The sequence below is a fragment of the Corynebacterium poyangense genome, assembly GCF_014522205.1.
GTDB classification, from domain to species: Bacteria; Actinomycetota; Actinomycetes; order Mycobacteriales; family Mycobacteriaceae; genus Corynebacterium; species Corynebacterium poyangense.
On sequence record NZ_CP046884.1, the window covers coordinates 2,198,628 to 2,220,674 of the forward strand.

Consider the following 22,047-nt stretch of genomic DNA (forward strand, 5'->3'; position numbering starts at 1 on the left):
GTGCCCGCAACTACCGGCTTTATTGAGCACCCCAACTTCAGCAGGAGGACCCTTGCCGCCCAAGGTCACCGACACTCGTCCAAATACCGAAGCTATTCACGCGGTGGAAGAAGAAACCGCACGTGGGGCCCGGAATATTGTGGCTACCTTCGCCCAGGACTTCATGGATGGGGTAACCCTGATGTGCATGTTAGGCGTAGAGCCGGAGGGTTTGTCGCATAAGAAGGTTGCGGCTGAATATGAAGCCGCTCATCCGAAGAAAACCACGAAGCGGACTCGGAAATCAACGAAGAAAACCACCAAGAAGAGCACCGCGAAGAAGACAACAAAGAAGGCCACCAAGAAAACAACTAAGAAGACTTCTGTGAAGAAAACCTCGAAGAAGGCCACCAAGAAAAGCTAAGGGAAAAGGGGGCTAAACCTATGCCGCCTCAGGATGGAGCCACAGCGGACTTTGTGGTGGTGGCTAATCGGCTACCGGTCGACTCTGTCACCCACCCGGACGGCAGTCATGAATGGGTCCCCTCCCCTGGTGGCCTGGTTGCTGCTCTTAGCCCGGTACTCGCCCAGCACCACGGATGTTGGGTGGGGTGGCCCGGAACCACAGATGATTCTTTAAGCCTTGAGCCCTTCCGGACAGACTCAGGTATTCTGCTCCACCCCGTGTCGCTGAGTGCAGCTGACTATGCGGAATTCTACGAGGGGTTTTCTAACGCCACCCTCTGGCCGCTCTACCACGACCTCATTGTTCAACCCATCTATCAACGATCCTGGTGGAGCGCTTACCGGCAAGTTAACCTTCGTTTCGCCGAAGAAGTAGCTAAAGTTGCCTCACCCCACGCCACAGTATGGGTGCAGGACTATCAACTTCAACTCCTCCCCGGCATTCTTCGCCAACTCCGGCCAGATCTACGCATCGGGTTTTTCCTCCACATCCCCTTCCCCGCGGCTGACTTGTTCCGTCAACTCCCGTGGCGCGAAGAGATTGTTCGGGGGCTTCTTGGCGCGGATGTTATTGGTTTTCACCTGCCCAGCTACGCCAATAATTTCTTAACGCTCTCCCGGCAGATCAGCGGTGCTGCTGGTTCTCATACCGGACAACCTGATGAGTTGACGGTCTATGGCAAAGCTCAGATTCGGAAACCTGATGCCGCTATTGTGGCGCCTGATGGACGTCGGGTACAGGTTGCTGCGTTTCCAATTTCTATAGATCTATCCTCCTTGGGCCACCCCACGGCAGAAGACATCAGCGCTATCCGCCGGAAACTCGGCAACCCGGACACCATCATGCTGGGGGTGGATCGGCTCGATTACACCAAAGGGATCCTGCAACGCCTTCAGGCTTTTGAGCAGCTCCTAGAACACGAAACCTTGGACCCTGACCAGACAGTTCTAGTTCAAATCGCTACCCCTTCCCGGGAGCGTATTAAGCAATACCAACAGGAACGGGCTCGGGTAGAAGAAGCTGTCGGCCGGATTAACGGTCGCTTCGGAAAGCTAGGCCAGCCGGTGGTGCATTATCTTCACCGTTCCCTTCCTAAAGCAGAACTAGCCGCTTGCTACGCCGCCGCGGATATCATGCTGGTCACCGCCTTCAAGGATGGGATGAACCTGGTGGCTAAGGAGTTTGCGGCCATGCATCCAGATGGTTCCGGGGCTTTGGTGCTCAGTGAATTTGCCGGCGCTGCGGAGGAACTCTCCCACGCCCACCTGTGCAACCCACATGACTTAGAAAGCGTGAAAAGAGCTATTTTTAATGCCGTTTATTCCCTATCCCATCAACCGGAGGATGCGGGTCGACGTATGCAGGCGCTTTATCAGCAAGTCCATACTCACGACGTAAATTTATGGGCCAACAGTTTCTTGAGTTTCTTAACGGATCACTCCCAAGGAGGAATGAGTTAGGTGACATCCCTCCCTAGGCATCTCCACCTTCATCACCTCGGCGCCGCAGTGATCGGGGTTGTGCTCGCAGCCAGCACCAGTGCCTGTTCTTCCCAGCAAAGCGATGCTTCCTCACCGCCCGGAAATCTCGATAACCGAGAATGGCAAGTCACCAATATTTATTCTTCGCCTTCTGACCCCAACGGAATTCCGCCCACCCTCGCGGGCAAAGCGTTCTTGGTTTTCGGAGCCAATACTCTGACCGGAAGCACCGGGTGCAGTCAGATTCAAGCCACCGTGCAGCTAAGCGACACCGAACTTGAGCTGCGGAACATGGAATTAGAACCCGCCGATGGTGCCCCGTGTACCGGTAGGGACTTAGACTTCCACAATCACATGGTGGACATTCTTCATAGCGGGCCGCTGGAAATTTTGCATCTTAATGCCAGTGAAATTGTGGTGCGTGAAAAAAGTGACCAGCCCAATCCTCCGGCGATACGGTTGTTGGTTCCGGCTCAATCTACAGAAAATGAGGAATCCTAGTTTTTATGAGTACTCTGTCTGACCTGGCTACCACCGATGAGCTGTTGGTTGTTTCCGACTTTGATGGGACCCTCGCGGGTTTTCATCCCAGCGATATCTATGACGTCCCCATTAATGGCGATTCCATCGACGCCTTAGCTCGGTTATCTCAGCTCCCGCATACCACCGTGGCGGTCTTATCCGGGCGGCACCTCGCTGGGCTACAAAAAGTATGCCCCCTGGAAAGCCCGGTTATTTTCGCTGGTTCTCATGGCGCAGAAACCTCCGGGGAGCCCAGCGGGGAACGCGGCCCGGATGCTCAGCAACTTAGCATTCTTCAGGACCTGGATGAACAACTTGAAGCTATCGTGGCTGCTGCCCCTCGAGCGTATGTCGAAAAGAAGCCCTATCACCGGGTTGTTCATGTAGCGGAGTTGGCTGAGGAATCCCCGGAAACGGCCGCTGAGATTTGTGACGCCGCCGCCCAGATCCGGGCACCCGGATTAACCTCGATGCGAGGGAAAAACATTGTTGAGTTTTCCGTAAGCGGAGAGAATAAGGGGACTTGGATTAGTAGGCGTCGAACCTTAATAGGTGCCACCGGAGTACTTTTTATTGGCGACGACACCACCGATGAACTGGGGTTCGCCACCTTAAGCGAAGCCGATCTGGGGGTCAAGGTGGGCCCGGGAGATACTGCCGCGACCCTGCGAGTAGATGACCTAGCGGAGGTAGCACGGATCTATCAAGAACTCGCCGAACTACGCACCTTATGGGCGCGGCGGCGCGACGGTAGCTCCAGGGATTAGGCGAGTTGCCAGAATGCGACGTGGCGGGTGAGCGGCGCGGCGACGTCCACCTTGCCGGTCCTCAATCAAGTCCAACAACATCCGCCCCGCGGCAGCGCCTTTATGTTTATTGGGTTGAGCGATAGTGCATAAATTCCGGTCAACCGCCGGCTCAATGCCATCAAAACCAGTAACCGATAACTCCTCCGGAACGGATATCCCCCGTTCATAGGCATAATCCAGGACGGCAAGAGCCATCGAGTCCGTGGTACACAATATCGCGGTGAGGTCCGGATAGGTTTCCAAAATTTCTCGTGCCGCGTCACGAGTATTCGCCCGGTCATTAATATGCCGAGACACCACCGGGACTGTCTCCGGATCTATTCCTGCATCGCCAAAAACAGCTAAGGCCCCCAGCACCCGGGAACGTTGGAGATGAAGCTCCGCGGTGTGGATGTCAGAAACACTCAAGGCGCCATTGCGGGAATTGATAAAAAGCCGGGGACTAAGGATCCCCACCCGGCGATGCCCTGCGTCCACAAGGGCTTGGGCTGCCGGCTGGATAGCGGCGAAATCATCGATCCCCACGAAGGGCAACTCTGGGTGATCGGTTGGTTGATCGCATAACACCACCGGAACATGGCGAGCAAGAGCAGCCCGCAGATAGGGGTCATTGGCTGCTACGGAGTAAATCACAAAGCCATCGACCACGGCGGAGTTCACTAGTTTCAAAGCGGCGGCATGGTCATCCGAGGTTGACGGGCCAACCGGAACCAGGGTCAACGCCGTATCGGAACCATAGGAGGCCTCAGCTACCCCAGCCAGAAAATCCACGCTGGCTTTATCTTCAAAGGCGAAGCTGAGGTGTTCGGTAAGTAAAACCCCTAACGCCCCAACTTTTCCGGCTCTTAGAGAACGCGCCGTGGGGTCTGGGCCGGGATACCCCATCCGCTCTGCAGCGGCAAGAATCTTTTCCCGCAAAGCTGAAGAAAGCTGCTCCGGGCGGTTATAGGCATTAGATACCGTTGTGCGAGAAACCCCTAACTCGGCAGCCACGGAGGCGAGGGTGCCGCGATGAGAGGAACGTTTAACCATAATATGAATCTATCAGCCCAAAATTGACAATTGTTTTCAACACAAGGAAACTGGACTCCATGACCCGTTCTAAGACTTCCCAGAGAATAATTCGCACCGGTGCGGCCGCTTTCGCTGCCGGTTCTTTATTTTTAGTTTCCGCATGCAGTAATAACTCCACGAGCAGCAACTCCTCCAGCTCTGCAGCAGCTTCTGGCGATGGGGTTCATATTGTTACCTCCACCAGCATTTGGGCTGATGTTGCCAAAGCCGTCGCCTCTGATGGAGTAACGGTAGATCCCATCGTGACCGGCAATAACATTGATCCGCATGATTTTGAACCTAGCGCTGCTGACATAGCTAAAGCCAAGGAAGCAAACTTGGTTATCGCCGGTGGTGGCGGATATGACGCGTGGCTTTATAAAGCCGTGGATGAAGATAAAGTCATCCACGCTTTGCCGCTGACTGATCATGATCACCACGATCATGATCATGGTGAGGCAAGTCAAAGCCAGACGGAAGAAAGTCACAGCCACGATCACAAGCACGGTGAAGAGGGCCATAACCATAGCCATGCTGATCGCGAAGGCGCCGAAACCAATGAACATGTGTGGTACAGCGTCGATGCTCTCACTCAAGTAGCTAACGACGTTGCGTCCCGGGTTAAGGAACTCAACCCCGATGCCAAAGTCAACTCTGATGATATTGACGCCCGCTTGGCGAAGTTGAAGGATCGGATTGCTAAGCTGCCGCACCTGCACGTCGCCCAGACTGAGCCTATTGCTGATTACATCATCAAGGATTCTGAGCTTCATGATGTTACCCCGGAGGGCTACCGCTCCGCGACCCTTAATGAAAGTGAGCCCTCCGCGGCTGACCTTCAGGCTTTCTTAGAGCTCATCAATAAGGGTGAACTGGATTTCCTCATCTATAACCCGCAGACGGAAACTGACATGACTAAGCAAATCCACGATGCCGCAGTGGCTAAGGGTGTGCCGATTGTTGAGATCGCTGAAACGCCGGACTCCAATCAAAACTTCCTGGACTACTTTGAATCTGTAGTGGGTCAGCTAGAGCAACAAGCTAAGGCTGCGCACCCCTCCCAGGACAAGGCCGCCTAAACCAGAATCCCAAGAACACCATGCTTCTTCGTTTTCATGAAGCCGCGGTGAACCCTTTATGGCAGAACCTGAATCTTGAGGTTCAGCCTGGGGAGTTCATCGCGGTTCTTGGCCCTAATGGGGTAGGGAAATCGACGCTGCTTGCCACCATTCTGGGAACGCGCAAATTAAGTTCCGGTTCCGTGGAGGTCGCTGCGCGCGTCGGATATATCCCACAGCAACGAATGTTCCCCCCTGATCTCCCCTTACGTGCCCGAGACCTGGTGTCTCTTTCTCTGGCCCACGGGGTTTTCCGACGCCGATCGCCTCACCGCCATGAGGTAGATGCCCTCCTCCAGCGGGTGGGTGCTCAAGGCCTAGCTGACCTACGGGTAGGCAGAATGTCTGGCGGTCAACAACAATTAATCCGCCAAGCGCAGGCTCTTGCTTCTCACCCCCAACTCATCTTGGCTGATGAACCACTCTTGAGCTTAGATGTAGCCAGGCAACGAGACACCGTAGCAATGCTTCATCATCACTGCTCGGAAAACGACGGTGCGGTCATCTTTGTTACTCACGGAATCAACCCCGTCCTTGAGGTGGTAGACCGTGTTCTCTACCTAGCTCCCCAAGGCCATACCCTGGGCTCAGTGTCGGAAGTCATGCGCTCAGACGTACTGTCCGAACTGTATGGCACCAAGGTCAACGTCCTCGAAGTCGACGGCCGAATGGTGGTGATTTAAATGCTGGAATCCTTTCTCACTGACACCAGTTATCTACTCAATGTGAGCTTTGTCCAGCAAGCTATCCTCGCCGCGGGTGTCCTAGGGGTACTCTCCGGCGTGATGACCCCCCTCATTGTCCTGCGCCAAATGTCATTTTCCGTCCACGCCACCAGTGAGCTTGCTCTTATGGGTGCGGCTGCCGCTTTGCTCTTTGGGCTCAACGTGGGCTGGGGTGCCATCGCCGGTTCCATCGTCGCGGCCCTTATGCTCGCTGTTCTTGGCATGAAGCAGCAACAAGACGCTGCAATTGGTGTCGTCATGAGCTTCGGTATGGGGTTGGCGGTGCTCTTCATCCACCTCTACCCCGGTAACTCTACCCGTGCTTTTTCCCTCCTCACCGGCCAAATCGTCGGCGTATCTGCCGCTTCAACCACCACTTTGTTCATCACCACCGTCCTGGTGGTGGGGATCGTGGCCTTAATCTGGCGCCCCATGCTCTTTGCCTCCGCGGATCCCATCATGGCCCGAGCCGCCGGCGTCCACTGCCAATGGATCGCCGTGATTTTCGCTGTCCTCGTGGGTATTGCCGCAGCCCAATCAGTGCAAATTGTGGGTTCCCTCCTCGTCATGGCGCTACTTATCACCCCCGGAGCCGCCGCTGTCCACGTGACGTCATCCCCGATACGCGCCGTCATCTACTCCATTATTTTCGCTGAAACGTCAGCGGTAGGAGGACTCATCCTCTCCCTAGCTCCCGGCATCCCGGTGTCAGTTTTTGTCACCGCAGTCAGCTTTTTCATCTACCTAGTGTGCCGCTTCATCGGTGGCCGAATGAATCAAAAAGCACAGGTGGGAACGAATCGAAAGAAGTTTTCCGAGGTGTTAGGTTCCCCTCACTCAGCGGAGGACTCCCTCGTGGTTGATCCCCATCACTCGGCACCGAATGAAGACTAATTTGCCCCACCTTTCTCCGCCGCAGCGGAGAAAGGTGACGGGGTTGTTATCGCGCTCACAACTTCTTAGCGCTAATATGTACCGAACATAAGCAGTTATTTACCTAAAGTTATAATTCATAGCTTTGGGCTTGCTGGTTAAAAATGTACTTAGGCCTCGATCATGATGAGAGGACTCTCTTGTGACCACCCAGAACACCCAGACTGAGCGGAGCCAATCAACGCTCAAAACTCTTGCCGGAACCGGGGTTGGTAATGCCTTGGAATGGTTTGACTGGAATATCTACGCCACCTTCGCGGTTTTCTTTTCCAGCCAACTTTTCAATAGTGAAGACGGCAAATCAGCCTTCTTAAAAACGATGGCGGTCTTCGCGGTGGGGTTTATTGCCCGCCCCTTCGGCGGTTTCTTCTTCGGTTGGCTAGCAGACCGCATTGGACGTAAAGAATCTCTTGCTGTAGCCGTCCTGTGCGCCTCGGCGGGTTCCATCCTCATCGCTATTACCCCCACCTACCACCAGGTCGGCTGGGTGGCCTCCGCTATTCTTCTGCTCGCTCGCCTCATCCAGGGGCTAGCTCACGGAGGGGAGCTTCCTTCCGCCCAGACCTATTTGGCCGAACACGCTCCCCGAGATAAGCGCGGACTCTGGGCCTCCTCGATTTATGTCACCGGGACTTTCGGAATCCTGCTGGGGATGATCTTCGGGTTGATACTCGAATCCTTGTTGAGTGAGCAACAACTCATGGCCTGGGGCTGGCGCATCCCCTTCGCGGTGGGAGCCGTCTTAGGTATCTCCGCCCTGTGGATGCGTCTCCACATGGATGAATCCGAGGTTTTCGAAGCTGAAAAGGAACGCAAAGCTGAAGCCCCGCAGGCCCAGCGCAATGTTTTCGTCCAGGTCGCCAAGAACTGGCCTACTGCGCTTAAGGTCGTGGGGATGACAGCTGGCCTCACCGTCAGCTACTACGTGTGGTCGGTCACCATGCCGGCTTTGGCTCAAAAGAGCTTTGGGTTTAGCGCCTCCGACGCCTTCACCGCCTCCATCATCGGAAACGCCGTCTTCATCATCTCCTTAATTTGCTGGGGTTGGGCTTCAGACCGCATCGGCCGCAAACCCACCATGCTCATTGCGATGATCGGATCAGCAATCCTCTACCTGCCTCTGGTGCACTACGTCGTCAACCAGCAGAGCATGTTCTCCTTGGTTCTTGCCATCTCCATCCAGCTATTCTTATTGGCGGCTTTCTTGGGGCACGCTCCGGCCACCTACGCGGAGATGTTTGACACGGATCAACGAGCCTCCGGGTTTGGTATCCCCTATGCTCTCACTATCGCTATCTTCGGCGGCACCGCGGGCATGATTATGACCTGGCTAGATAACAACATCCACTTTGCCTATTACTCCATCGTGCTCTTGGTGATTTCAGCAATTACTATCCTCACCCTGAAAGAAACCAAGGGAGTAGATCTTCACGGGCATTATCCTGAGGAATACTAATTCCCCAGGGCTTAGTTCACTCGACGCTGCCGGGCGAACTCGCTCAGAACAACCCCGGCAGCAACCGATGCATTCAGGGATTCCACCCACTCCGCCATCGGGATGGACATGATGACGTCGCAATTTTCCCGGACCAGGCGAGAGATCCCTTTACCTTCAGAACCCACCACAATAAGCACCGGGGTTTCCGCAGCGCTATAAGTGTCAAGGGTGGCTGTTCCTCCGGAGTCTAAGCCAACCACCTGATACCCGTTTTGTTGAAACTCTTTGACTGTTCGCGTCAAATTCGTCGCCCGCGCTACCGGTAGCCGAGCAGCCGTTCCCGCCGAGGTACGCCACGCCACAGCGGTAACCGACGCAGAACGGCGTTCCGGAATAACGACCCCATCGCCACCAAAAGCAGCGACCGAACGAATCACCGCCCCAAGGTTTCGCGGGTCAGTGATGTTATCAAGCAACACCACCATCCCCGGCCCCGGGGTATCTGCGGCCTGGGCTATAAGGTCGTGAACTTCGGTGTAGCGAAACGGTGGCATGTCCAAACCAATTCCTTGGTGAAGACCGTTCCCGGTCATCCGATCCATCTCTTGGCGGGGAATTTCACTGACCGGAATGGAGCGGCTGTGCGCTAGAGTAACCGCCTCGCTTAAGCGATCATCATGGCCGGTTCCTTGAACCACATAGAGTTGCGTCGCCGGCACTTTGGCGTGGAGGCATTCGATCACCGGGTTGCGGCCCACCACCAACTCATTATTCTTCTCCCGGGTGTGGCGTCCACTATTACGACGTTCCCGCTCAACCTTTCGCTTATACGCAGCATGATAGGGCCGATCCTCCGCCTTCGGGGTAGGCCCCTTCCCCGCTAAACTGCGTCGATTCTTCCCACCAGAGCCTTTCGTAGCACCCTTTTTATTCTTCTTCCGCCGCCCGGGCCGAAAATCATTTCCCGCCATTTATTTCTCCATCTCCGTATTCAACGACCAGGTGGGCCCATCAGGGGTATCTGTCACCGTTATCCCGACCTGCTGCAACCGGTCCCGCACCGCATCCGCCGTCTGAAAATCCTTCTCTTTCCGGGCTTGGGTCCGACGCTCCAGCTCCGCCCCCACCAGCGCTTCCAACGCCGCCATAGCGGCATCATTGTTGGAGTTGCTGTACCCCGAATCTTGCCATTGCTCAGAGTAGGGATCTACCCCCAACACGTTCGTCATCGCCCGGATATTCCCCGCGAGTCGGGCAGCTTCGGCTTTGTCTCCCGCTGCCAGAGCGCTATTCCCGGCGCGTACGTTACGGTGAATTTCCGCCAAGGCACGCGGAACCGCTAAATCCTCATCCATTGCCTCTTCAAAAGCAGAGGTCCGGGTGCCCACCGGCACTTCTCCGACCCGGTGTAAGAAGTCCTCAATCCGGCGATAACCCGCGGCAGCTTCAGTCAGCGACTCCTGAGAGTATTCCAACACACTGCGATAGTGGGCACTCCCCAAGTAATAACGCAGCTCTACCGGTCGAACAAGTTTCAGCATCTCCGGAACGCTCAACACATTCCCTAGAGATTTGGACATTTTCTCCCCAGCCATCGTCACCCAGTGGTTATGCATCCAATACCGAGCAAACCCATCGCCTGCCGCATGAGATTGGGCGATTTCATTTTCATGGTGCGGGAACTGCAGATCTAACCCTCCGCAGTGAATGTCAAAGGTTTCTCCTAGATACCAGGTAGCCATGGCCGAGCATTCCAAGTGCCAACCTGGCCGGCCGTCTCCCCAGGGAGTAGGCCATGAGGGTTCACCCGGTTTCGCAGCTTTCCACAAGGCAAAGTCCTGAGGGTTTCTTTTACCTCGCTGATCTGGCTCCCCTTGTTCCATATCTTCTACTCGGTTCCCGGAGAGGCTTCCGTAGTCGCTTTCTTCGGCTGCAGTCCAGGCAGCCACATCGAAGTAGACGGAACCATCGAGAGGGTAGGCGAAGCCTTTATCGATGAGCCGCTGCATATACGTGACCATTTGGGTCACATGCCCGGTAGCTCGGGGTTCGACGCTTGGCGGAAGCACACCTAAGGTGTTGTAGGCCTCGGTGAAATATCGCTCATGAGTTGCTACCCATTCCCACCAGGGTCGCCCGTGGTCAGCTGCTTTGCTGAGGATTTTGTCATCAATGTCGGTGACGTTACGGACAAAGGCAACATCGAGGCCTTTGGCTATGAGCCACCGGCGCAGAATATCAAACGCCACCCCAGAACGCAGGTGCCCGATGTGCGGCTGAGCCTGCGGGGTGGCTCCACACAAGTACACCGACGCATGCCCTTCCCGCAGGGGCACAAAATCTCGAAGGGATCGGGTACTGGTGTCGAAGATTCTTAAAGTCACGCCCTGAGTTTAATGCATCCCGGTTTTTCTTCAGACCAGGGTGAAGGTAGCGATTTTCACACCCTCTTCTGCCGGGCCGGCCTGCACCTCAGTGCCGGAAACCTGGCTTTTATCGGTGCCGACAATGGGGGTCACTAAATCTTTTCCGGCCTCCCGAATAAGCGCGGCATCGACTTTGAGCACCGGCTCCCCGGCTTTCACCCGTTGTCCTTCTTCCACCAGAGCTTCAAAACCACGACCTTTAAGCTCAACAGTGTCTAAGCCCACGTGGACTAAAACCTGGGTTCCTAAGGTAGTGACGAGCGCAAAAGCATGCCCTCCGTGGAATAAGTTAGCTACTCGCCCAGCCACCGGGGCATGGACGATAATCTCAGATTCTTTATCGCTGGGGCGAATGGCGACCCCTGCTCCCAGCATCCCCCCGGAAAAGACTGGATCAGGCACCTCGTTCATGGAGATTACCTCTCCGGCGAAAGGCGCCTGGATAACAAGATCAGTGTCTTTGGATTTAGCGAAGAAAACCATAGTTGTTGGGGTAATCCTTTCGACATCTCTATTACAGCCCCTTAACCTAAAATTCTACTGTTCAGGGAAGGTTCGACGTCAACTTCTGATCCAGAAAACCCCACAACTGTGGTTTATTCCTCGGCGCCTAAAAAGTGGGAGCTAGTGAACCTGGTTGCACCGAAGGTTGGCTAGCTCAGCTGCGACATCATCATGAACAAATTGCACCTGCGGCCCGATGATTACTTGAACGGCATGGGCGCTAGGGCGGATCAGCCCGGCAACGTCGGCAGACTTCAAGATTGATTCCTCTACTTTGGAATCATCTTTCACCGTGACTCTGAGCCGGGTGGCGCAGTGATCTAGGGTTTCAATATTGTCGGCCCCACCTAACCCTTGAATGATGCGTGACGTGGTGGAGTTCGCGGCCGTAGACGTCGAACCTTCCTGAGCACCATTTGCCTCATCTGGAATATCGGTTAACACCGCTGAATTTTCTTGCTCTGCATCACCTCGACCCGGGGTTTTGAGATTGAGTTTCCCAATGAGGAACCAGAAGATCCCGAGGTAGAGGAAGAAGTACACCACACCCATGAGGAGCAGCATCCACCACTGATGGGCGAGCGGGTTTTGGCTTGACAAGGTCATGTCCACCATGCCGGCGGAGAATCCGAAGCCGGAGGTCCAGTGGAATGCGGCGGCGATGCTCAGCGCCAGGCCGGTGAGGAGGGCGTGGACGACGTAGAGCAGCGGAGCAGCGAACATGAAGGAGAATTCCAGCGGTTCGGTGACTCCGGTGAAGAAGGAAGCTAGGGCGCCAGCGGCCATGAGCGAACCGACAACCTTGCGGCGTTGTTTATCTGCCCGAAGATACATGGCTAGGGCAGCGCCGGGGATACCGAACATCATCGCTGGGAAGAACCCGGCTTGGTAGCGGCCTACCTCGCCGATGACTTCACAGCTAGTACCATTCCAGACCCCTGGGCAGCTTGCGGCGTCAGTTGCTTGACGTGCGGCTTCAATGGTTTTAGCACCATCCATAAATTTACCGATGTCATTAATTCCGATGACATCGAACCAGAAGATGGAGTTGAGGGCATGGTGCAAACCTGTGGGGATGAGTAGGCGGTTGACCACGCCGTAGATACCTGCCCCGAGCACTCCCATGCCTTGGATCCACTCACCGAAATTAAAGAGCACGTTATACAGAAGCGGCCACAGAATATAGAGGATCCCAGCAATGAGCATGGAGAACACGGCGGTGAGGATAGGGACCAGGCGGCGGCCAGAGAAGAAAGCCAAGAAGTCCGGGAGACGAGTTCGAGAGAACTTGTTATATGTGGCTGCGGCGAGGATACCGACCACGATGCCAATTAAAACATTCTTCGCGTTGATGGCATCCCACCCCTGACTGGCCCAGTGCAAGGCGGCATCACCGGTGAGTTCTTTAGGGTCCTCAATACCTCGATACGAGGCCACTGACTCTGGCCCGATGAGCAGAATAACTGTTTGGAAACCGACGAACCCGGAGAGAGCAGCAGCACCGTTGTGGTCTTTAGCCAGGCCGAAGGCTAAGGCCAAAGCAAAAACAATACCTAGGTTATCCATCACCGCCCCGCCTGATTTGAGGAAGATAGTGGCTAGGATGGAGTTTTCATTAAAAGCTTGGATCCAGTATCCAATGCCACATAAAAGAGCAGCAACCGGCAGCACTGCCACTGCGCCCATGAGGGCCTTACTGAGTTTCTGCAAGGCACCCATGACGTTTGCTTTAGCCATCTGGGTTCTCCTTTCTGCGCTGAATGTGCTGTGAAATTATTGGTTTATATGCCTGCCGCCACCCATGTAAGAACACCGCGAAATAAGCAGCTTCTCCTGGGGCTTCGTCCCCCATTTGGGCGATGATGGTGGTAGCTAGCTGATAGTCCGAGGACAACTGTTGGGAAACGACCTCCACTAGCGGGCAATGACGAGTTTGGCCACTTTCTATCCGTCGATATAGCCGCACCAACGCGGCCACCAATTCTTCATCTTCGGCACTAGTTATCCCGGTGGCTTCATGGATATGAGCTACCCAGGCGGCAAGAAGATTGGCGTGAGCCAACGGGGTTTTCACGGGAACCCCGCTCCGCGCCGCATTGAGATGAAGTGCGACGGCAGCTGCTTCCTCCTCCGGCAAAATGGTCTCCGGAAGAGCAGCATTGAGATAGTGAACAATCAATTGGGCAGCCTGAAATTCCTCCGGAAAAGCCCCAGCCACTTCGCTAAGAATCCCGGTGTGGAGCCGCTGCCCCTCTCGAACTCTGCCAATGGCAAACGAAAGGTGTTCGGTCAGTAATAAATACACACTAGGGTGAAGATCCCCGAGCAGATCAGTAGCTAAATCCACAGCTGCACCAACGTGCTGCAACACAGCGGGATCAAGCTGATCAATAGATGCGATCAGCGGTGCCGTGTCCGGGTTCAACGGCACATAGGTGCGTTGAGCTTGATCTGCCTTAATACGTTCTCCGGTGCGTCGCCCAAAGCCGATCCCGCGGCCGACAAGGATTTTTTCGACGTCATCCTCACCTCGGACGAGGACCGCATTATTACTGAAAACGCGGAGAATGCGCGGATGTTCCGGGTCCACTGCTGGACTCCCCTCATCACCAGGCTGAGACAGTGACACCTCAGCGGCGGTCGTGCCTGATCGCGTCAGTAACACCCGCACCACAACGTACGGAATCCAGATTAATAACCTAGATCACTATAGGAAAGACCTGAGACGTCAGACCTCCCCCTTTTAGGGTGTATGCCACACCACAGCTGTGGCGATGGCGGCGCGTCCTTCCTCTCGGCCAGTAAACCCCAAATAGTCAGTGGTGGTGGCGGAAATAGACACGGGAGCACCCAGAATCTCGCTGAGGTGGCGTTCTGCTTCCTCTCGGCGCGGACCCATCTTTGGGGTTTGTGCAATGAGTTGAGCTGCCACATTCCCGATGGTGATGTTCTTGGCGGCTAATAGTTCTCGGCATTCGCGCAGAAGTCTTTCACCTGCGACGTTGTCATATTCTTTGCGGCCTACCCCCACAAAAGAACCCAAGTCTCCAAGACCAGCGGCGGAGAGTAAGGCATCGACAATGACGTGGCTGACCACATCTCCGTCGGAATGTCCTTCGCAACCATCATCATCGTCAAAAAGCAGACCGGCAATCCAACATGGTTTGCCAGGTTGAATTTGGTGAGCGTCAGTTCCTATCCCTACCCTGGGGATAATCTGCGGCTGGGTCATCATTCTCCTCGTATTAAAAGCTCCGCTATTTGTAGGTCCCATGGTGTCGTGATCTTCAACGCTCTGGCGTCTCCTGGGACGCAGTACACCGGCACTCCACACCATTCCATGAGGGAAGCATCATCAGTTGCGAGGAACTGTCGTTGTGCAGCCGCAGTTTGGAAATAACGGAGGTTAGCTTGCCGCAGCGTCGCCAAGTCGAACCCTTGCGGGGTTTGGACGGCACGCAGATAATTCCGGTCTGGGGTAGCAACAACTGACTCTGATTCATCAACCTGTTTGATGGTGTCGCTAACCGGCAGCACTGGGATCACCGCCGGGTGGTCTTCATTGACGTTCTGAAGAACACGGCAAATCATCTCCGGCGGGGTCAAGGCTCGGGCGGCATCATGAATAAGAACCGTTCCCTCCTCAGCCGGAAGTGATTGTAGACCAGCCCAGACGGAATCCATCCGCTCAGCTCCGCCATGAACCAGAACAACACGCTCTATCATGTTGCTGGGCATTAAGAGGCGTCGAGCATAATCTTCCCACTCCGGAGAGACCATCACATGAATAGCATCAAACTGGCCAATCTCCAGGAAAGTTCTCACTGACCGCTCCAGGAGCGTCACGCCGGCTAAAGATACATAGGCCTTAGGTAAAGACGCGCCCAGCCGGGTTCCTTGGCCAGCGGCGGCAATCAGGACAAAGGCACGGCGTGATTCGGAGGCGAGTTGTTTACTCAGGAGAAGTCCTCATCATCAAAGTTGAGGTCATCAAAATCCATGTCAATGTCCTCATCCGCCAATTTATTATCGGGATCCGGGGAAGCAGAAAGATTATGGCGACGAATCACCTCATCTACTTCCTTAAGAAAATCAGCGGACTTTTTCTCATCAACCATGTCAGCCAAGGCCAATTCACCCACTAAAATCTGCCGAGCCTTAGCAAGCATCCGCTTTTCACCCGCAGACAATCCGCGATCTTGGTCACGTCGCCACAGATCTCGAACCACCTCAGCAACCTTGTTGACATCACCGGAAGCTAGCCGCTCTTGGTTTGCTTTATAACGCCGAGACCAGTTTCCAGCTTCCTCAACATCTGTTTCCCTTAACACAGAGAACACTTTTTGGAGGCCTTCTTCCCCCACCACATCACGAACACCAACCAATTCAGCGTTCTTGGAAGGCACCCGAACCACCAGGTCAGACTGCAGAATCTGCAAGACCAAGTACTCCAGGGTTTCCCCCTTCAACTCCCGGGTTTCGATGGCCTCAATCACCGCAGCGCCGTGATGTGGGTAGACAACGGTGTCCCCGACCTTGAATTCCATTCCTTCTCCTCATAGAGATACCCAGATGTTCGGCCCACTATTCTACACACTAATTGAGGTTGCATGCTCAGGCTGTGGGTCAACATAAAGATGGATACACCCCCGCAACTGTGAATAGCAGCCGTGAAAGCGCTAAGGTAGGTATGAAAAAGACGTCATCACCCTGCATACCGGAGGACCGTTCCGTGAAGTCCCTCAAGTCGGCCGCCCGCAGCGGCCTCCTTGCCACTGTTACTCTCGCATCTACCTTGGTCTTAGGCGCTTGTTCCGCCGGGCAAATTACCCAGACCGCTGATCAAGTGCCTGCGGTGAATGGCACCAGTGCAGATTCTCAGAATAAGGCTCTGTCTGTTCGGGATGTCACCGTCATTATGACCCCTGACAGCCCGCAGCCTGCTTCACTCCGCTTCATCGTCACCAACCAGGACCCCAACGCTAACCGGCTGCAGAAGGTTACGGTGGATGGTCAGGAAGTTAGTTTCCAGGATCAGCTACCTGAGATTGGTCGAGATTGCACCCTGTATTCCGATTCTTCCCAAGGCTTGAACCAAGCCCCGAAAGACCAGGTTCAGCAAAAGCAGTGCATCAATCGGGTAGCTAACACCATCCCCAATAAGAGCTTCACCTTTGGTGGGCATGTCCCGGTGACCTTCACTTTTGACCGTGGCTCCGTGACGACTGACGCCACCGTTAACGCGCCACAATTAGAAAGCGGCACTTTTAACCGTCCCGTTGAGGGCGGCGAAGAAGGCCACGCACACTAAAAAGTAGCAAGTTACTAGGGAATGGCGCGCAAAGCACGCACCACCTATATCTGCCAGGAATGTGGCTACTCCACACCTAAGTGGTTGGGTCGCTGCCCTGATTGCGGATCCTGGGGGACTCTAGAAGAAGCTGCGTTTCCATCTCGTGGAGACTCGTCCGGCTCGACGGCGCTCCCCCACTCCGAGGTCATTTCTTTAGCTCCCCAAAGCCCCGCAGCCCCCATCACGAAGATTGACCCGAATAATAGCCGGGCCTTGGCTACCGGAATCGGGGAGCTAGACCGCGTTTTGGGTCAAGGAATAATTCCCGGGTCTGTGGTTCTTTTGGCTGGCGAACCTGGGGTGGGGAAATCCACTCTCCTCCTAGAAGTGGCGTCTCAGTGGGTGCAGGCTCAGGGTGGACGTCGAGCTCTCTATGTTACCGCCGAGGAATCCGCCGCACAGGTTCGCGGGAGAGCGGAACGCACCGGGGCCTTACACGAAGAACTGTACCTAGCAGCCGAGTCAAACCTAGACGTCGTAGGTGGACACGTCACACAATTACGCCCTACTCTTCTGATCGTGGACTCGGTGCAAACCCTGCACGCCCCCGGGGTGGAAGGTGTGCCGGGCGGGGTGGCCCAGTCTCGGGCAGTAACCGCAACCTTAACCACCATTGCCAAAAGCACAGGTATCCCGGTGTTATTGGTGGGCCATGTCACCAAAGATGGCGCGGTAGCCGGGCCGCGAGTATTAGAACACCTAGTAGATGTGGTGCTGCATTTTGAGGGGGATAGACACTCTAGTTTGCGGATGCTGCGCGGCATCAAGAACAGATTTGGGGCAACCGATGAGGTGGGGTGCTTTGAGCAAGATTCCACCGGGATCAAAGAGGTGCCGGATCCTTCCGGGCTGTTTTTATCACACCGCGGACACACCCCGGACGGCTCAGCAATCACCGTAGCTTTAGATGGAGTGCGCCCCATGCTGGTGGAAGTCCAGTCCCTAGTGGTGAACACGGAATCAAAAAATCCCCGGAGAGTGGTCAGCGGGTTAGATGGCAACCGGGTGCCGATGGTGTTGGCGGTGTTGGCAAAAAGAACCGCCATGAAAACCCAACGCCAGGAAGTGTATGTGGCCACTGTTGGTGGGGTGCGGATCCATGATCCAGCAACTGATCTTGCCGTAGCTTTAGCCACCGCCAGCACCCACGCTGGACAGCCTCTTCCGCCGAAGACTGTGGCACTGGGAGAAATTGGTTTATCCGGAGAGATCCGCCGCGTCCCTAATCTTCAGCGACGCGTTCACGAAGCCGCCCGGTTGGGGTATGTTCACGCCCTTATTCCGGCAGGCTCCCAGATTCACAACGCTGGATTGAAAACCACGGAGGTGGCCGATATTAGCCAAGCCCTTGCCGCAGTGGGACTTGGCTCATAGCCACGCTAGCTGAGATTGAAAGTGTACGACTCTGAAGGATTATCCCCGATAACTCCGTGCACGAAGTATCCTCCAGGGGCAACAGGGTCCCGTGTTTGGCAATTGCCCGGCGCACTGGTAGTCCGCGCCCACTGCGCCTCAAAATTGGTGGTTTTCCCAGCCTCAAAGATTCGACGCCCGGTAGCCTGAGAATCCGAACAATCCGCATCAGACCAGATGCGGTGATTATCGGACATCGCATAAACCTCAAAGCGAAGTTTTTGAGCATCCAAATCAATCTCACAATTAGCGGTGGTGGGGTTTTCCACCGACATATAGAACACCGGTGAATCCTGCGGTCCATAGTTCGGGCGATCACTACGCGCAGTAATAATCAGATCCTTCAAACTACAGGTGTTCTTGGCATTTGGATTTGCGGTTGAGGAACTAGCAGATGACGTCGAACTTGAGGACGCAGATGATGACGTAGGGCTGCTGGAGCTAGAGCTAGAGCTAGGCGGGGTGGTGGTGTCACTCGTGGTGCTCACAGCTGCAGGGGTTGAGTTATCTTCTTGATTTCCCCCGGTCAAGGACAGCAAACCCCAGATCAGCAGGGCAACCACAACCAGGATAATCACCACAGCGGCGACACGGCGCCGAACATAAATTTTATGCGGCAATCGGCGGGGCGGATGGTTACTCACGCCCCTAAGTTTATGACCTAGCCACCGAAAACACGGTTATTCCACGCCGTGGGCAACAACGGTTTCCACCTTATTATCGCTGATCCGGTAACGCGCACCGATCACCCCGAGGGTGCCTTGGGCGAGGCGTTCTTTCAGCGCCGGGTAGAGGGTGAATAATTGAGCCACGGTTTGAGCCACATGGATGCGTTCCACGTCTTCGGCGCTATGCTTGCCCTCACCATTGGCGGCCATCACCGAGGGGCTGACTCGTTCAATCAGAACCCGAGTGAATCCTCCCGGAACCTCACCATTATTTACCGCGTTCATGGCAGCGCCGACCGCACCGCAGAACTCATGGCCCATCACAATCACCAACGGGCAACCGAGAGATTCCACCGCGTATTCCAGGGAAGCGAGGACGGATAACCCGACAATTTCCCCGGCGGTGCGGATGACGAAAACATCACCCAAACCGACATCAAAAAGCAACTCCACTGGGACCCGAGAATCTGAACACGCTAACACCACGGCCCTGGGGTTTTGCCCCTCACTCAAGATAGTTCGACGTTCCACTGTGTCATTGGGATGCTTACTTTGTTGCGCAGCAAAACGCTCATTACCTGCTTTGAGTTCATCCCAAATTGCTTGGGGATCAGTGAGGTGTTCTTGAAGCGGCATGGTTCTATTGTCTCATGGACAATGCACAGCTTCGTCTTCGGCTCATCACCTGGTACCGGGTCCATGCCCGGGATCTGCCCTGGCGCACCCCAGAAACTAGTGTGTGGGCAGTGCTACTTAGCGAGGTGATGAGCCAACAAACCCCAGTTAATAGGGTTATTCCACAATGGGAGGAATGGGTCCGACGCTGGCCCACCCCTACCCAATTTAGCTGTGCCACCAAAGCTGAGGTGCTGCACGCCTGGGGGCGGCTAGGCTACCCCCGACGGGCCCTAAGGCTTCTGGAATGCGCCCGTACTATCGTGAAGCGGCATGGTGGTGACGTTCCAGATCAGGTTTCTGATCTCCTCGCACTACCGGGGTTAGGAGAATATACCGCTCGAGCTGTAGCGTGTTTTGCCTATGGGAAGAATGTGCCGGTGGTGGATACGAATGTGCGTCGGGTCTATCAACGAATGGTGGTGGGAGAATTTCTGGCGCCTCCCGCTAGCAAAGGGGAGCTGGCCAAGGTCGCGGAGCTATTACCTGAGGGAGAGAATAATCCTGAGGGGCCAGAAATGTCGGTGGCGTTAATGGAGTTAGGGGCGTTGGTGTGCGTGGCGAGAAAGCCGCGCTGCGGTCAGTGCCCGGTCCAAGACATGTGTGCCTGGCAGCAGGCTGGGTGCCCGGAGCCAGAACCGGAAGACGTAGATAAAGCGAAACAACGAGTCCAGAAATTTGTGGGAACTGACCGGCAAATACGAGGAAAAATAATGTCAGTTCTCCGGGAAAGCCCGGGGTTCGCTCCGGTAACGCGAGGAGAATTAGAGATTGTGTGGCCGGACCGGGCGCAATGGAGTAGAGCGTTATATTCCTTGATTGAGGACGGCCTGGTGGAAGAACCCTCACCAGGTTTCTTTAGGCTCCCCCGTTAGTGGCTTCTGGAAATCAATGAGGTGGCCGAAAGTCCAATCCTTGTCTGTCATCATCCGGGCTAGGGTAAGGCCAGCGGAAATAGCAACCACGACCGCTCCGGCAGAAGCCGCATTAGCTAAGGCTCGACTCATATCATCCAAGGTGACATGGTAGACGGCGTTGAACATCATGGCGCCAGGGACCATGATGACTGAGGCTGGAACCGTGGTGGTAATCCGAGGAAGATCAGCCTTTCGGGAAGCAACGGCACCGAGGCAGCCGACCAGGAAACCAGCGAGAAGAGCCGGGAAAAACGGGAGACCGGTGTAGCCTACGAGGACTAGGCGGATGATGTTGGCGACCATTCCCACCGTGGCGGCAACGAGAACCATGCGACGAGAAGAATTAAAGATGAAGGCAAACCCGGCTATGCCGAAGAAACTAGCGACGGCGGCAACTGCGTACCACCACCAGGGCATGAGCCCTGCAGGTGCGTGAGGGGGTTCCGGACTCATCCCGGTGACCCAGCACACTACGCCTACGGAGAAGGTAGCTACCGCAATGACACTGATGGCGTAGGTGAGGCGGGAAAGCCCGGCGTAGAAATCAAAACGAGCGAAATCAATAATTGCGGAGAACAACGGGAAACCTGGAATAAGGAAAAGAACCGAACACACCACTCCCCCGGAGAGCGCCGCCGGATTAGGCGACATAAAGGTGATGAACCAATAGACCAGGCAGGCAACTGTGCCAGCAGCGGCAACACCACCGAGTTGATGAACATGCTGCCGTCCTAGGAAAGAACGAGTAAATTGACCAGCTCCGGCGGCGATAGCAACGACGAATACCGCTGGCCAGGGAACATGGTTGAGAACAGCGAAACCAGCGCAGGCGCAGGCACCGGCGAGAGTAAGAACGACACGGGACCAACGTGGGGCCGGAACATTGCGCTCAATCCAATCCAAGCGACGGTTAAGTTGCGCGGGAGTGATGCGCTGATGCATATGGTGGGTGATGTATTCCAAGGCCTCGATGCGAGAAGAATCAATGGCCGGAGATTGCTGCACAGCCACCACGGTGCGGAATTGATTGTTTTTATGGAAACTGCACTCAATGCTAGTGACCGAAACTATGGCATCAATCCGGTCAAAGCCGAGAGCACGAGCAGCTCGCTTCATACCCCGAATTACCCGGTAACCAGAAGTACCGGCCCCCATGAGAAGCATTCCCAGTCTCAAGACAGCATCGGCTGCCACCCCCATGTGGAAATGCTCATCACGATTTCGAGAATGACTTCCAGGGTTAGCTGAATGTTCCTCTTTATCCTCACTCACGTGAGGCTAGTTTAGGCCAAAACGGACCCAAAACCACACCCTAGAATGCCCGATTTGGGGAAGATCACTTAGCGGAATGGTTTATGTGTGAGGTTTCAAAGGTGTAGCTTTTTTACTTCCACCGACCGCGGAAATGGAAACCACCGGGGAGTTTGACGCTGAAACCGCCGCGAGAGTTGAACGTGGCCGGACCTACCTTGGTGGAACCAGAGACACCTGATTTTGAAAAGTTCAGCCAGGAATTCTTGCTGACATTGTGGCGTTTTCTGAAATAAATTCCCATGGGCTAAGAGTC

General features: G+C 55.1%; 24 protein-coding genes. 11 read left to right on the plus strand and 13 right to left on the minus strand.

Annotated features, from left to right (window positions below; translation table 11 throughout):
• The first annotated feature begins 52 nt into the window (after positions 1 to 52).
• The 4 genes from GP475_RS10440 to otsB are packed head-to-tail and all read left to right on the plus strand — an operon-like array spanning position 53 to position 3,215.
• On the plus strand, positions 53 to 403 hold the full coding sequence (locus GP475_RS10440) for a hypothetical protein (protein ID WP_187974307.1): 351 nt from the start codon (positions 53 to 55) through the stop codon (positions 401 to 403).
• Positions 404 to 423: 20 nt separating this feature from the next.
• Positions 424 to 1,905: an alpha,alpha-trehalose-phosphate synthase (UDP-forming) gene (locus GP475_RS10445; RefSeq protein ID WP_187974308.1), complete on the plus strand. Its 1,482-nt coding sequence runs from the start codon at positions 424 to 426 to the stop codon at positions 1,903 to 1,905.
• Entirely contained in the window at positions 1,906 to 2,427 is a 522-nt protein-coding gene (locus tag GP475_RS10450; RefSeq protein ID WP_187974309.1) for an META domain-containing protein, read from the plus strand.
• Between the two features lie 5 nt (positions 2,428 to 2,432).
• Positions 2,433 to 3,215: a trehalose-phosphatase gene (gene otsB / locus GP475_RS10455; protein ID WP_187974310.1), complete on the plus strand. Its 783-nt coding sequence runs from the start codon at positions 2,433 to 2,435 to the stop codon at positions 3,213 to 3,215.
• Here otsB and GP475_RS10460 read toward each other — a convergent pair.
• Positions 3,177 to 4,289 carry a LacI family DNA-binding transcriptional regulator gene (locus tag GP475_RS10460; RefSeq protein WP_187974311.1) on the minus strand — a complete coding sequence of 371 codons (1,113 nt, stop codon included), beginning with the start codon at positions 4,287 to 4,289 and terminating at the stop codon, positions 3,177 to 3,179. The two genes, otsB and GP475_RS10460, sit on opposite strands and share 39 nt — an antisense overlap.
• A 59-nt stretch (positions 4,290 to 4,348) precedes the next feature.
• Between GP475_RS10460 and GP475_RS10465 the strand changes: the two genes are divergently transcribed.
• The 4 genes from GP475_RS10465 (at position 4,349) to GP475_RS10480 (ending at position 8,542) form a co-directional block, all read left to right on the plus strand.
• Positions 4,349 to 5,389, plus strand: a complete 1,041-nt coding sequence (locus tag GP475_RS10465; RefSeq protein ID WP_187974312.1) for a metal ABC transporter solute-binding protein, Zn/Mn family — start codon at positions 4,349 to 4,351, stop codon at positions 5,387 to 5,389.
• A gap of 20 nt (positions 5,390 to 5,409) precedes the next feature.
• On the plus strand, positions 5,410 to 6,111 hold the full coding sequence (locus GP475_RS10470) for a metal ABC transporter ATP-binding protein (protein WP_187974313.1): 702 nt from the start codon (positions 5,410 to 5,412) through the stop codon (positions 6,109 to 6,111).
• On the plus strand, positions 6,112 to 7,047 hold the full coding sequence (locus tag GP475_RS10475; protein ID WP_187974314.1) for a metal ABC transporter permease: 936 nt from the start codon (positions 6,112 to 6,114) through the stop codon (positions 7,045 to 7,047). It abuts the gene before it with no gap.
• Between the two features lie 181 nt (positions 7,048 to 7,228).
• Positions 7,229 to 8,542 (plus strand): MFS transporter, encoded by a 1,314-nt coding sequence (locus GP475_RS10480; RefSeq protein ID WP_187974315.1) that lies wholly within the window; start codon positions 7,229 to 7,231, stop codon positions 8,540 to 8,542.
• 11 nt (positions 8,543 to 8,553) lie between these two features.
• Here GP475_RS10480 and rlmB read toward each other — a convergent pair whose 3' ends face one another.
• From rlmB to GP475_RS10520, 8 genes are all read right to left on the minus strand, one after another.
• On the minus strand, positions 8,554 to 9,495 hold the full coding sequence (gene rlmB / locus GP475_RS10485; protein ID WP_187974316.1) for a 23S rRNA (guanosine(2251)-2'-O)-methyltransferase RlmB: 942 nt from the start codon (positions 9,493 to 9,495) through the stop codon (positions 8,554 to 8,556).
• Complete coding sequence (gene cysS / locus GP475_RS10490) at positions 9,496 to 10,908, minus strand: cysteine--tRNA ligase (RefSeq protein WP_187974317.1); 1,413 nt, start codon at positions 10,906 to 10,908, stop codon at positions 9,496 to 9,498.
• Positions 10,909 to 10,938: 30 nt separating this feature from the next.
• Positions 10,939 to 11,433, minus strand: a complete 495-nt coding sequence (locus GP475_RS10495) for a PTS sugar transporter subunit IIA (RefSeq protein ID WP_187974318.1) — start codon at positions 11,431 to 11,433, stop codon at positions 10,939 to 10,941.
• A gap of 141 nt (positions 11,434 to 11,574) precedes the next feature.
• Positions 11,575 to 13,191 (minus strand): N-acetylglucosamine-specific PTS transporter subunit IIBC, encoded by a 1,617-nt coding sequence (gene nagE, locus GP475_RS10500; RefSeq protein ID WP_262485182.1) that lies wholly within the window; start codon positions 13,189 to 13,191, stop codon positions 11,575 to 11,577.
• A complete protein-coding gene (locus tag GP475_RS10505; protein ID WP_187974319.1) occupies positions 13,184 to 14,083 on the minus strand; it encodes a CAT RNA binding domain-containing protein in 900 nt (299 codons plus the stop codon). The genes nagE and GP475_RS10505 overlap by 8 nt, the downstream gene beginning before the upstream one ends.
• Positions 14,084 to 14,197: 114 nt before the next feature.
• Positions 14,198 to 14,686 (minus strand): 2-C-methyl-D-erythritol 2,4-cyclodiphosphate synthase, encoded by a 489-nt coding sequence (ispF, locus tag GP475_RS10510; RefSeq protein ID WP_187975914.1) that lies wholly within the window; start codon positions 14,684 to 14,686, stop codon positions 14,198 to 14,200.
• Positions 14,686 to 15,414: a 2-C-methyl-D-erythritol 4-phosphate cytidylyltransferase gene (gene ispD / locus GP475_RS10515; RefSeq protein WP_394367436.1), complete on the minus strand. Its 729-nt coding sequence runs from the start codon at positions 15,412 to 15,414 to the stop codon at positions 14,686 to 14,688. Before ispD ends, ispF begins: the two co-directional genes overlap by 1 nt.
• The gene (locus tag GP475_RS10520; RefSeq protein WP_187974320.1) at positions 15,411 to 16,001 is read right to left on the minus strand and encodes a CarD family transcriptional regulator; all 591 of its coding nucleotides are present in this window, start codon (positions 15,999 to 16,001) and stop codon (positions 15,411 to 15,413) included. The genes ispD and GP475_RS10520 overlap by 4 nt, the downstream gene beginning before the upstream one ends.
• A 185-nt stretch (positions 16,002 to 16,186) precedes the next feature.
• Between GP475_RS10520 and GP475_RS10525 the strand changes: the two genes are divergently transcribed.
• Together GP475_RS10525 and radA are read left to right on the plus strand one after the other, a co-directional pair.
• Positions 16,187 to 16,765 carry a hypothetical protein gene (locus tag GP475_RS10525; protein WP_224399641.1) on the plus strand — a complete coding sequence of 193 codons (579 nt, stop codon included), beginning with the start codon at positions 16,187 to 16,189 and terminating at the stop codon, positions 16,763 to 16,765.
• A gap of 21 nt (positions 16,766 to 16,786) precedes the next feature.
• The gene (gene radA, locus GP475_RS10530) at positions 16,787 to 18,181 is read left to right on the plus strand and encodes a DNA repair protein RadA (RefSeq protein ID WP_187974321.1); all 1,395 of its coding nucleotides are present in this window, start codon (positions 16,787 to 16,789) and stop codon (positions 18,179 to 18,181) included.
• Between the two features lie 5 nt (positions 18,182 to 18,186).
• Here the strand turns inward: radA and GP475_RS10535 are convergent, their stop codons facing one another.
• Both GP475_RS10535 and GP475_RS10540 read right to left on the minus strand, forming a co-directional pair.
• Positions 18,187 to 18,864: a hypothetical protein gene (locus tag GP475_RS10535; protein WP_187974322.1), complete on the minus strand. Its 678-nt coding sequence runs from the start codon at positions 18,862 to 18,864 to the stop codon at positions 18,187 to 18,189.
• A gap of 36 nt (positions 18,865 to 18,900) precedes the next feature.
• Positions 18,901 to 19,524: a carbonic anhydrase gene (locus GP475_RS10540; RefSeq protein WP_187974323.1), complete on the minus strand. Its 624-nt coding sequence runs from the start codon at positions 19,522 to 19,524 to the stop codon at positions 18,901 to 18,903.
• Between the two features lie 14 nt (positions 19,525 to 19,538).
• Between GP475_RS10540 and GP475_RS10545 the strand changes: the two genes are divergently transcribed.
• Positions 19,539 to 20,438 (plus strand): HhH-GPD family protein, encoded by a 900-nt coding sequence (locus GP475_RS10545; protein ID WP_187974324.1) that lies wholly within the window; start codon positions 19,539 to 19,541, stop codon positions 20,436 to 20,438.
• Here GP475_RS10545 and GP475_RS10550 read toward each other — a convergent pair.
• Positions 20,409 to 21,680, minus strand: a complete 1,272-nt coding sequence (locus GP475_RS10550; protein WP_187975917.1) for a threonine/serine exporter family protein — start codon at positions 21,678 to 21,680, stop codon at positions 20,409 to 20,411. The two genes, GP475_RS10545 and GP475_RS10550, sit on opposite strands and share 30 nt — an antisense overlap.
• A 184-nt stretch (positions 21,681 to 21,864) precedes the next feature.
• Positions 21,865 to 22,035, minus strand: a complete 171-nt coding sequence (locus GP475_RS10555; protein ID WP_187974325.1) for a DUF4236 domain-containing protein — start codon at positions 22,033 to 22,035, stop codon at positions 21,865 to 21,867.
• Positions 22,036 to 22,047 lie beyond the last annotated feature (12 nt).

What these genes read in the sequence shown, in the direction of transcription:
- GP475_RS10445 (WP_187974308.1), top strand. Translation starts at nt 424, where the DNA reads ATGCCGCCTCAGGATGGAGCCACAGCGGACTTTGTGGTGGTGGCTAAT.
- otsB (WP_187974310.1), top strand. Translation starts at nt 2,433, where the DNA reads ATGAGTACTCTGTCTGACCTGGCTACCACCGATGAGCTGTTGGTTGTT.
- GP475_RS10460 (WP_187974311.1), bottom strand. Translation starts at nt 4,289, where the DNA reads ATGGTTAAACGTTCCTCTCATCGCGGCACCCTCGCCTCCGTGGCTGCC.
- GP475_RS10465 (WP_187974312.1), top strand. Translation starts at nt 4,349, where the DNA reads ATGACCCGTTCTAAGACTTCCCAGAGAATAATTCGCACCGGTGCGGCC.
- GP475_RS10470 (WP_187974313.1), top strand. Translation starts at nt 5,410, where the DNA reads ATGCTTCTTCGTTTTCATGAAGCCGCGGTGAACCCTTTATGGCAGAAC.
- GP475_RS10475 (WP_187974314.1), top strand. Translation starts at nt 6,112, where the DNA reads ATGCTGGAATCCTTTCTCACTGACACCAGTTATCTACTCAATGTGAGC.
- rlmB (WP_187974316.1), bottom strand. Translation starts at nt 9,495, where the DNA reads ATGGCGGGAAATGATTTTCGGCCCGGGCGGCGGAAGAAGAATAAAAAG.
- GP475_RS10495 (WP_187974318.1), bottom strand. Translation starts at nt 11,433, where the DNA reads ATGGTTTTCTTCGCTAAATCCAAAGACACTGATCTTGTTATCCAGGCG.
- nagE (WP_262485182.1), bottom strand. Translation starts at nt 13,191, where the DNA reads ATGGCTAAAGCAAACGTCATGGGTGCCTTGCAGAAACTCAGTAAGGCC.
- ispF (WP_187975914.1), bottom strand. Translation starts at nt 14,686, where the DNA reads ATGACCCAGCCGCAGATTATCCCCAGGGTAGGGATAGGAACTGACGCT.
- GP475_RS10520 (WP_187974320.1), bottom strand. Translation starts at nt 16,001, where the DNA reads ATGGAATTCAAGGTCGGGGACACCGTTGTCTACCCACATCACGGCGCT.
- radA (WP_187974321.1), top strand. Translation starts at nt 16,787, where the DNA reads ATGGCGCGCAAAGCACGCACCACCTATATCTGCCAGGAATGTGGCTAC.
- GP475_RS10540 (WP_187974323.1), bottom strand. Translation starts at nt 19,524, where the DNA reads ATGCCGCTTCAAGAACACCTCACTGATCCCCAAGCAATTTGGGATGAA.
- GP475_RS10545 (WP_187974324.1), top strand. Translation starts at nt 19,539, where the DNA reads ATGGACAATGCACAGCTTCGTCTTCGGCTCATCACCTGGTACCGGGTC.
- GP475_RS10550 (WP_187975917.1), bottom strand. Translation starts at nt 21,680, where the DNA reads ATGGGGGTGGCAGCCGATGCTGTCTTGAGACTGGGAATGCTTCTCATG.
- GP475_RS10555 (WP_187974325.1), bottom strand. Translation starts at nt 22,035, where the DNA reads ATGGGAATTTATTTCAGAAAACGCCACAATGTCAGCAAGAATTCCTGG.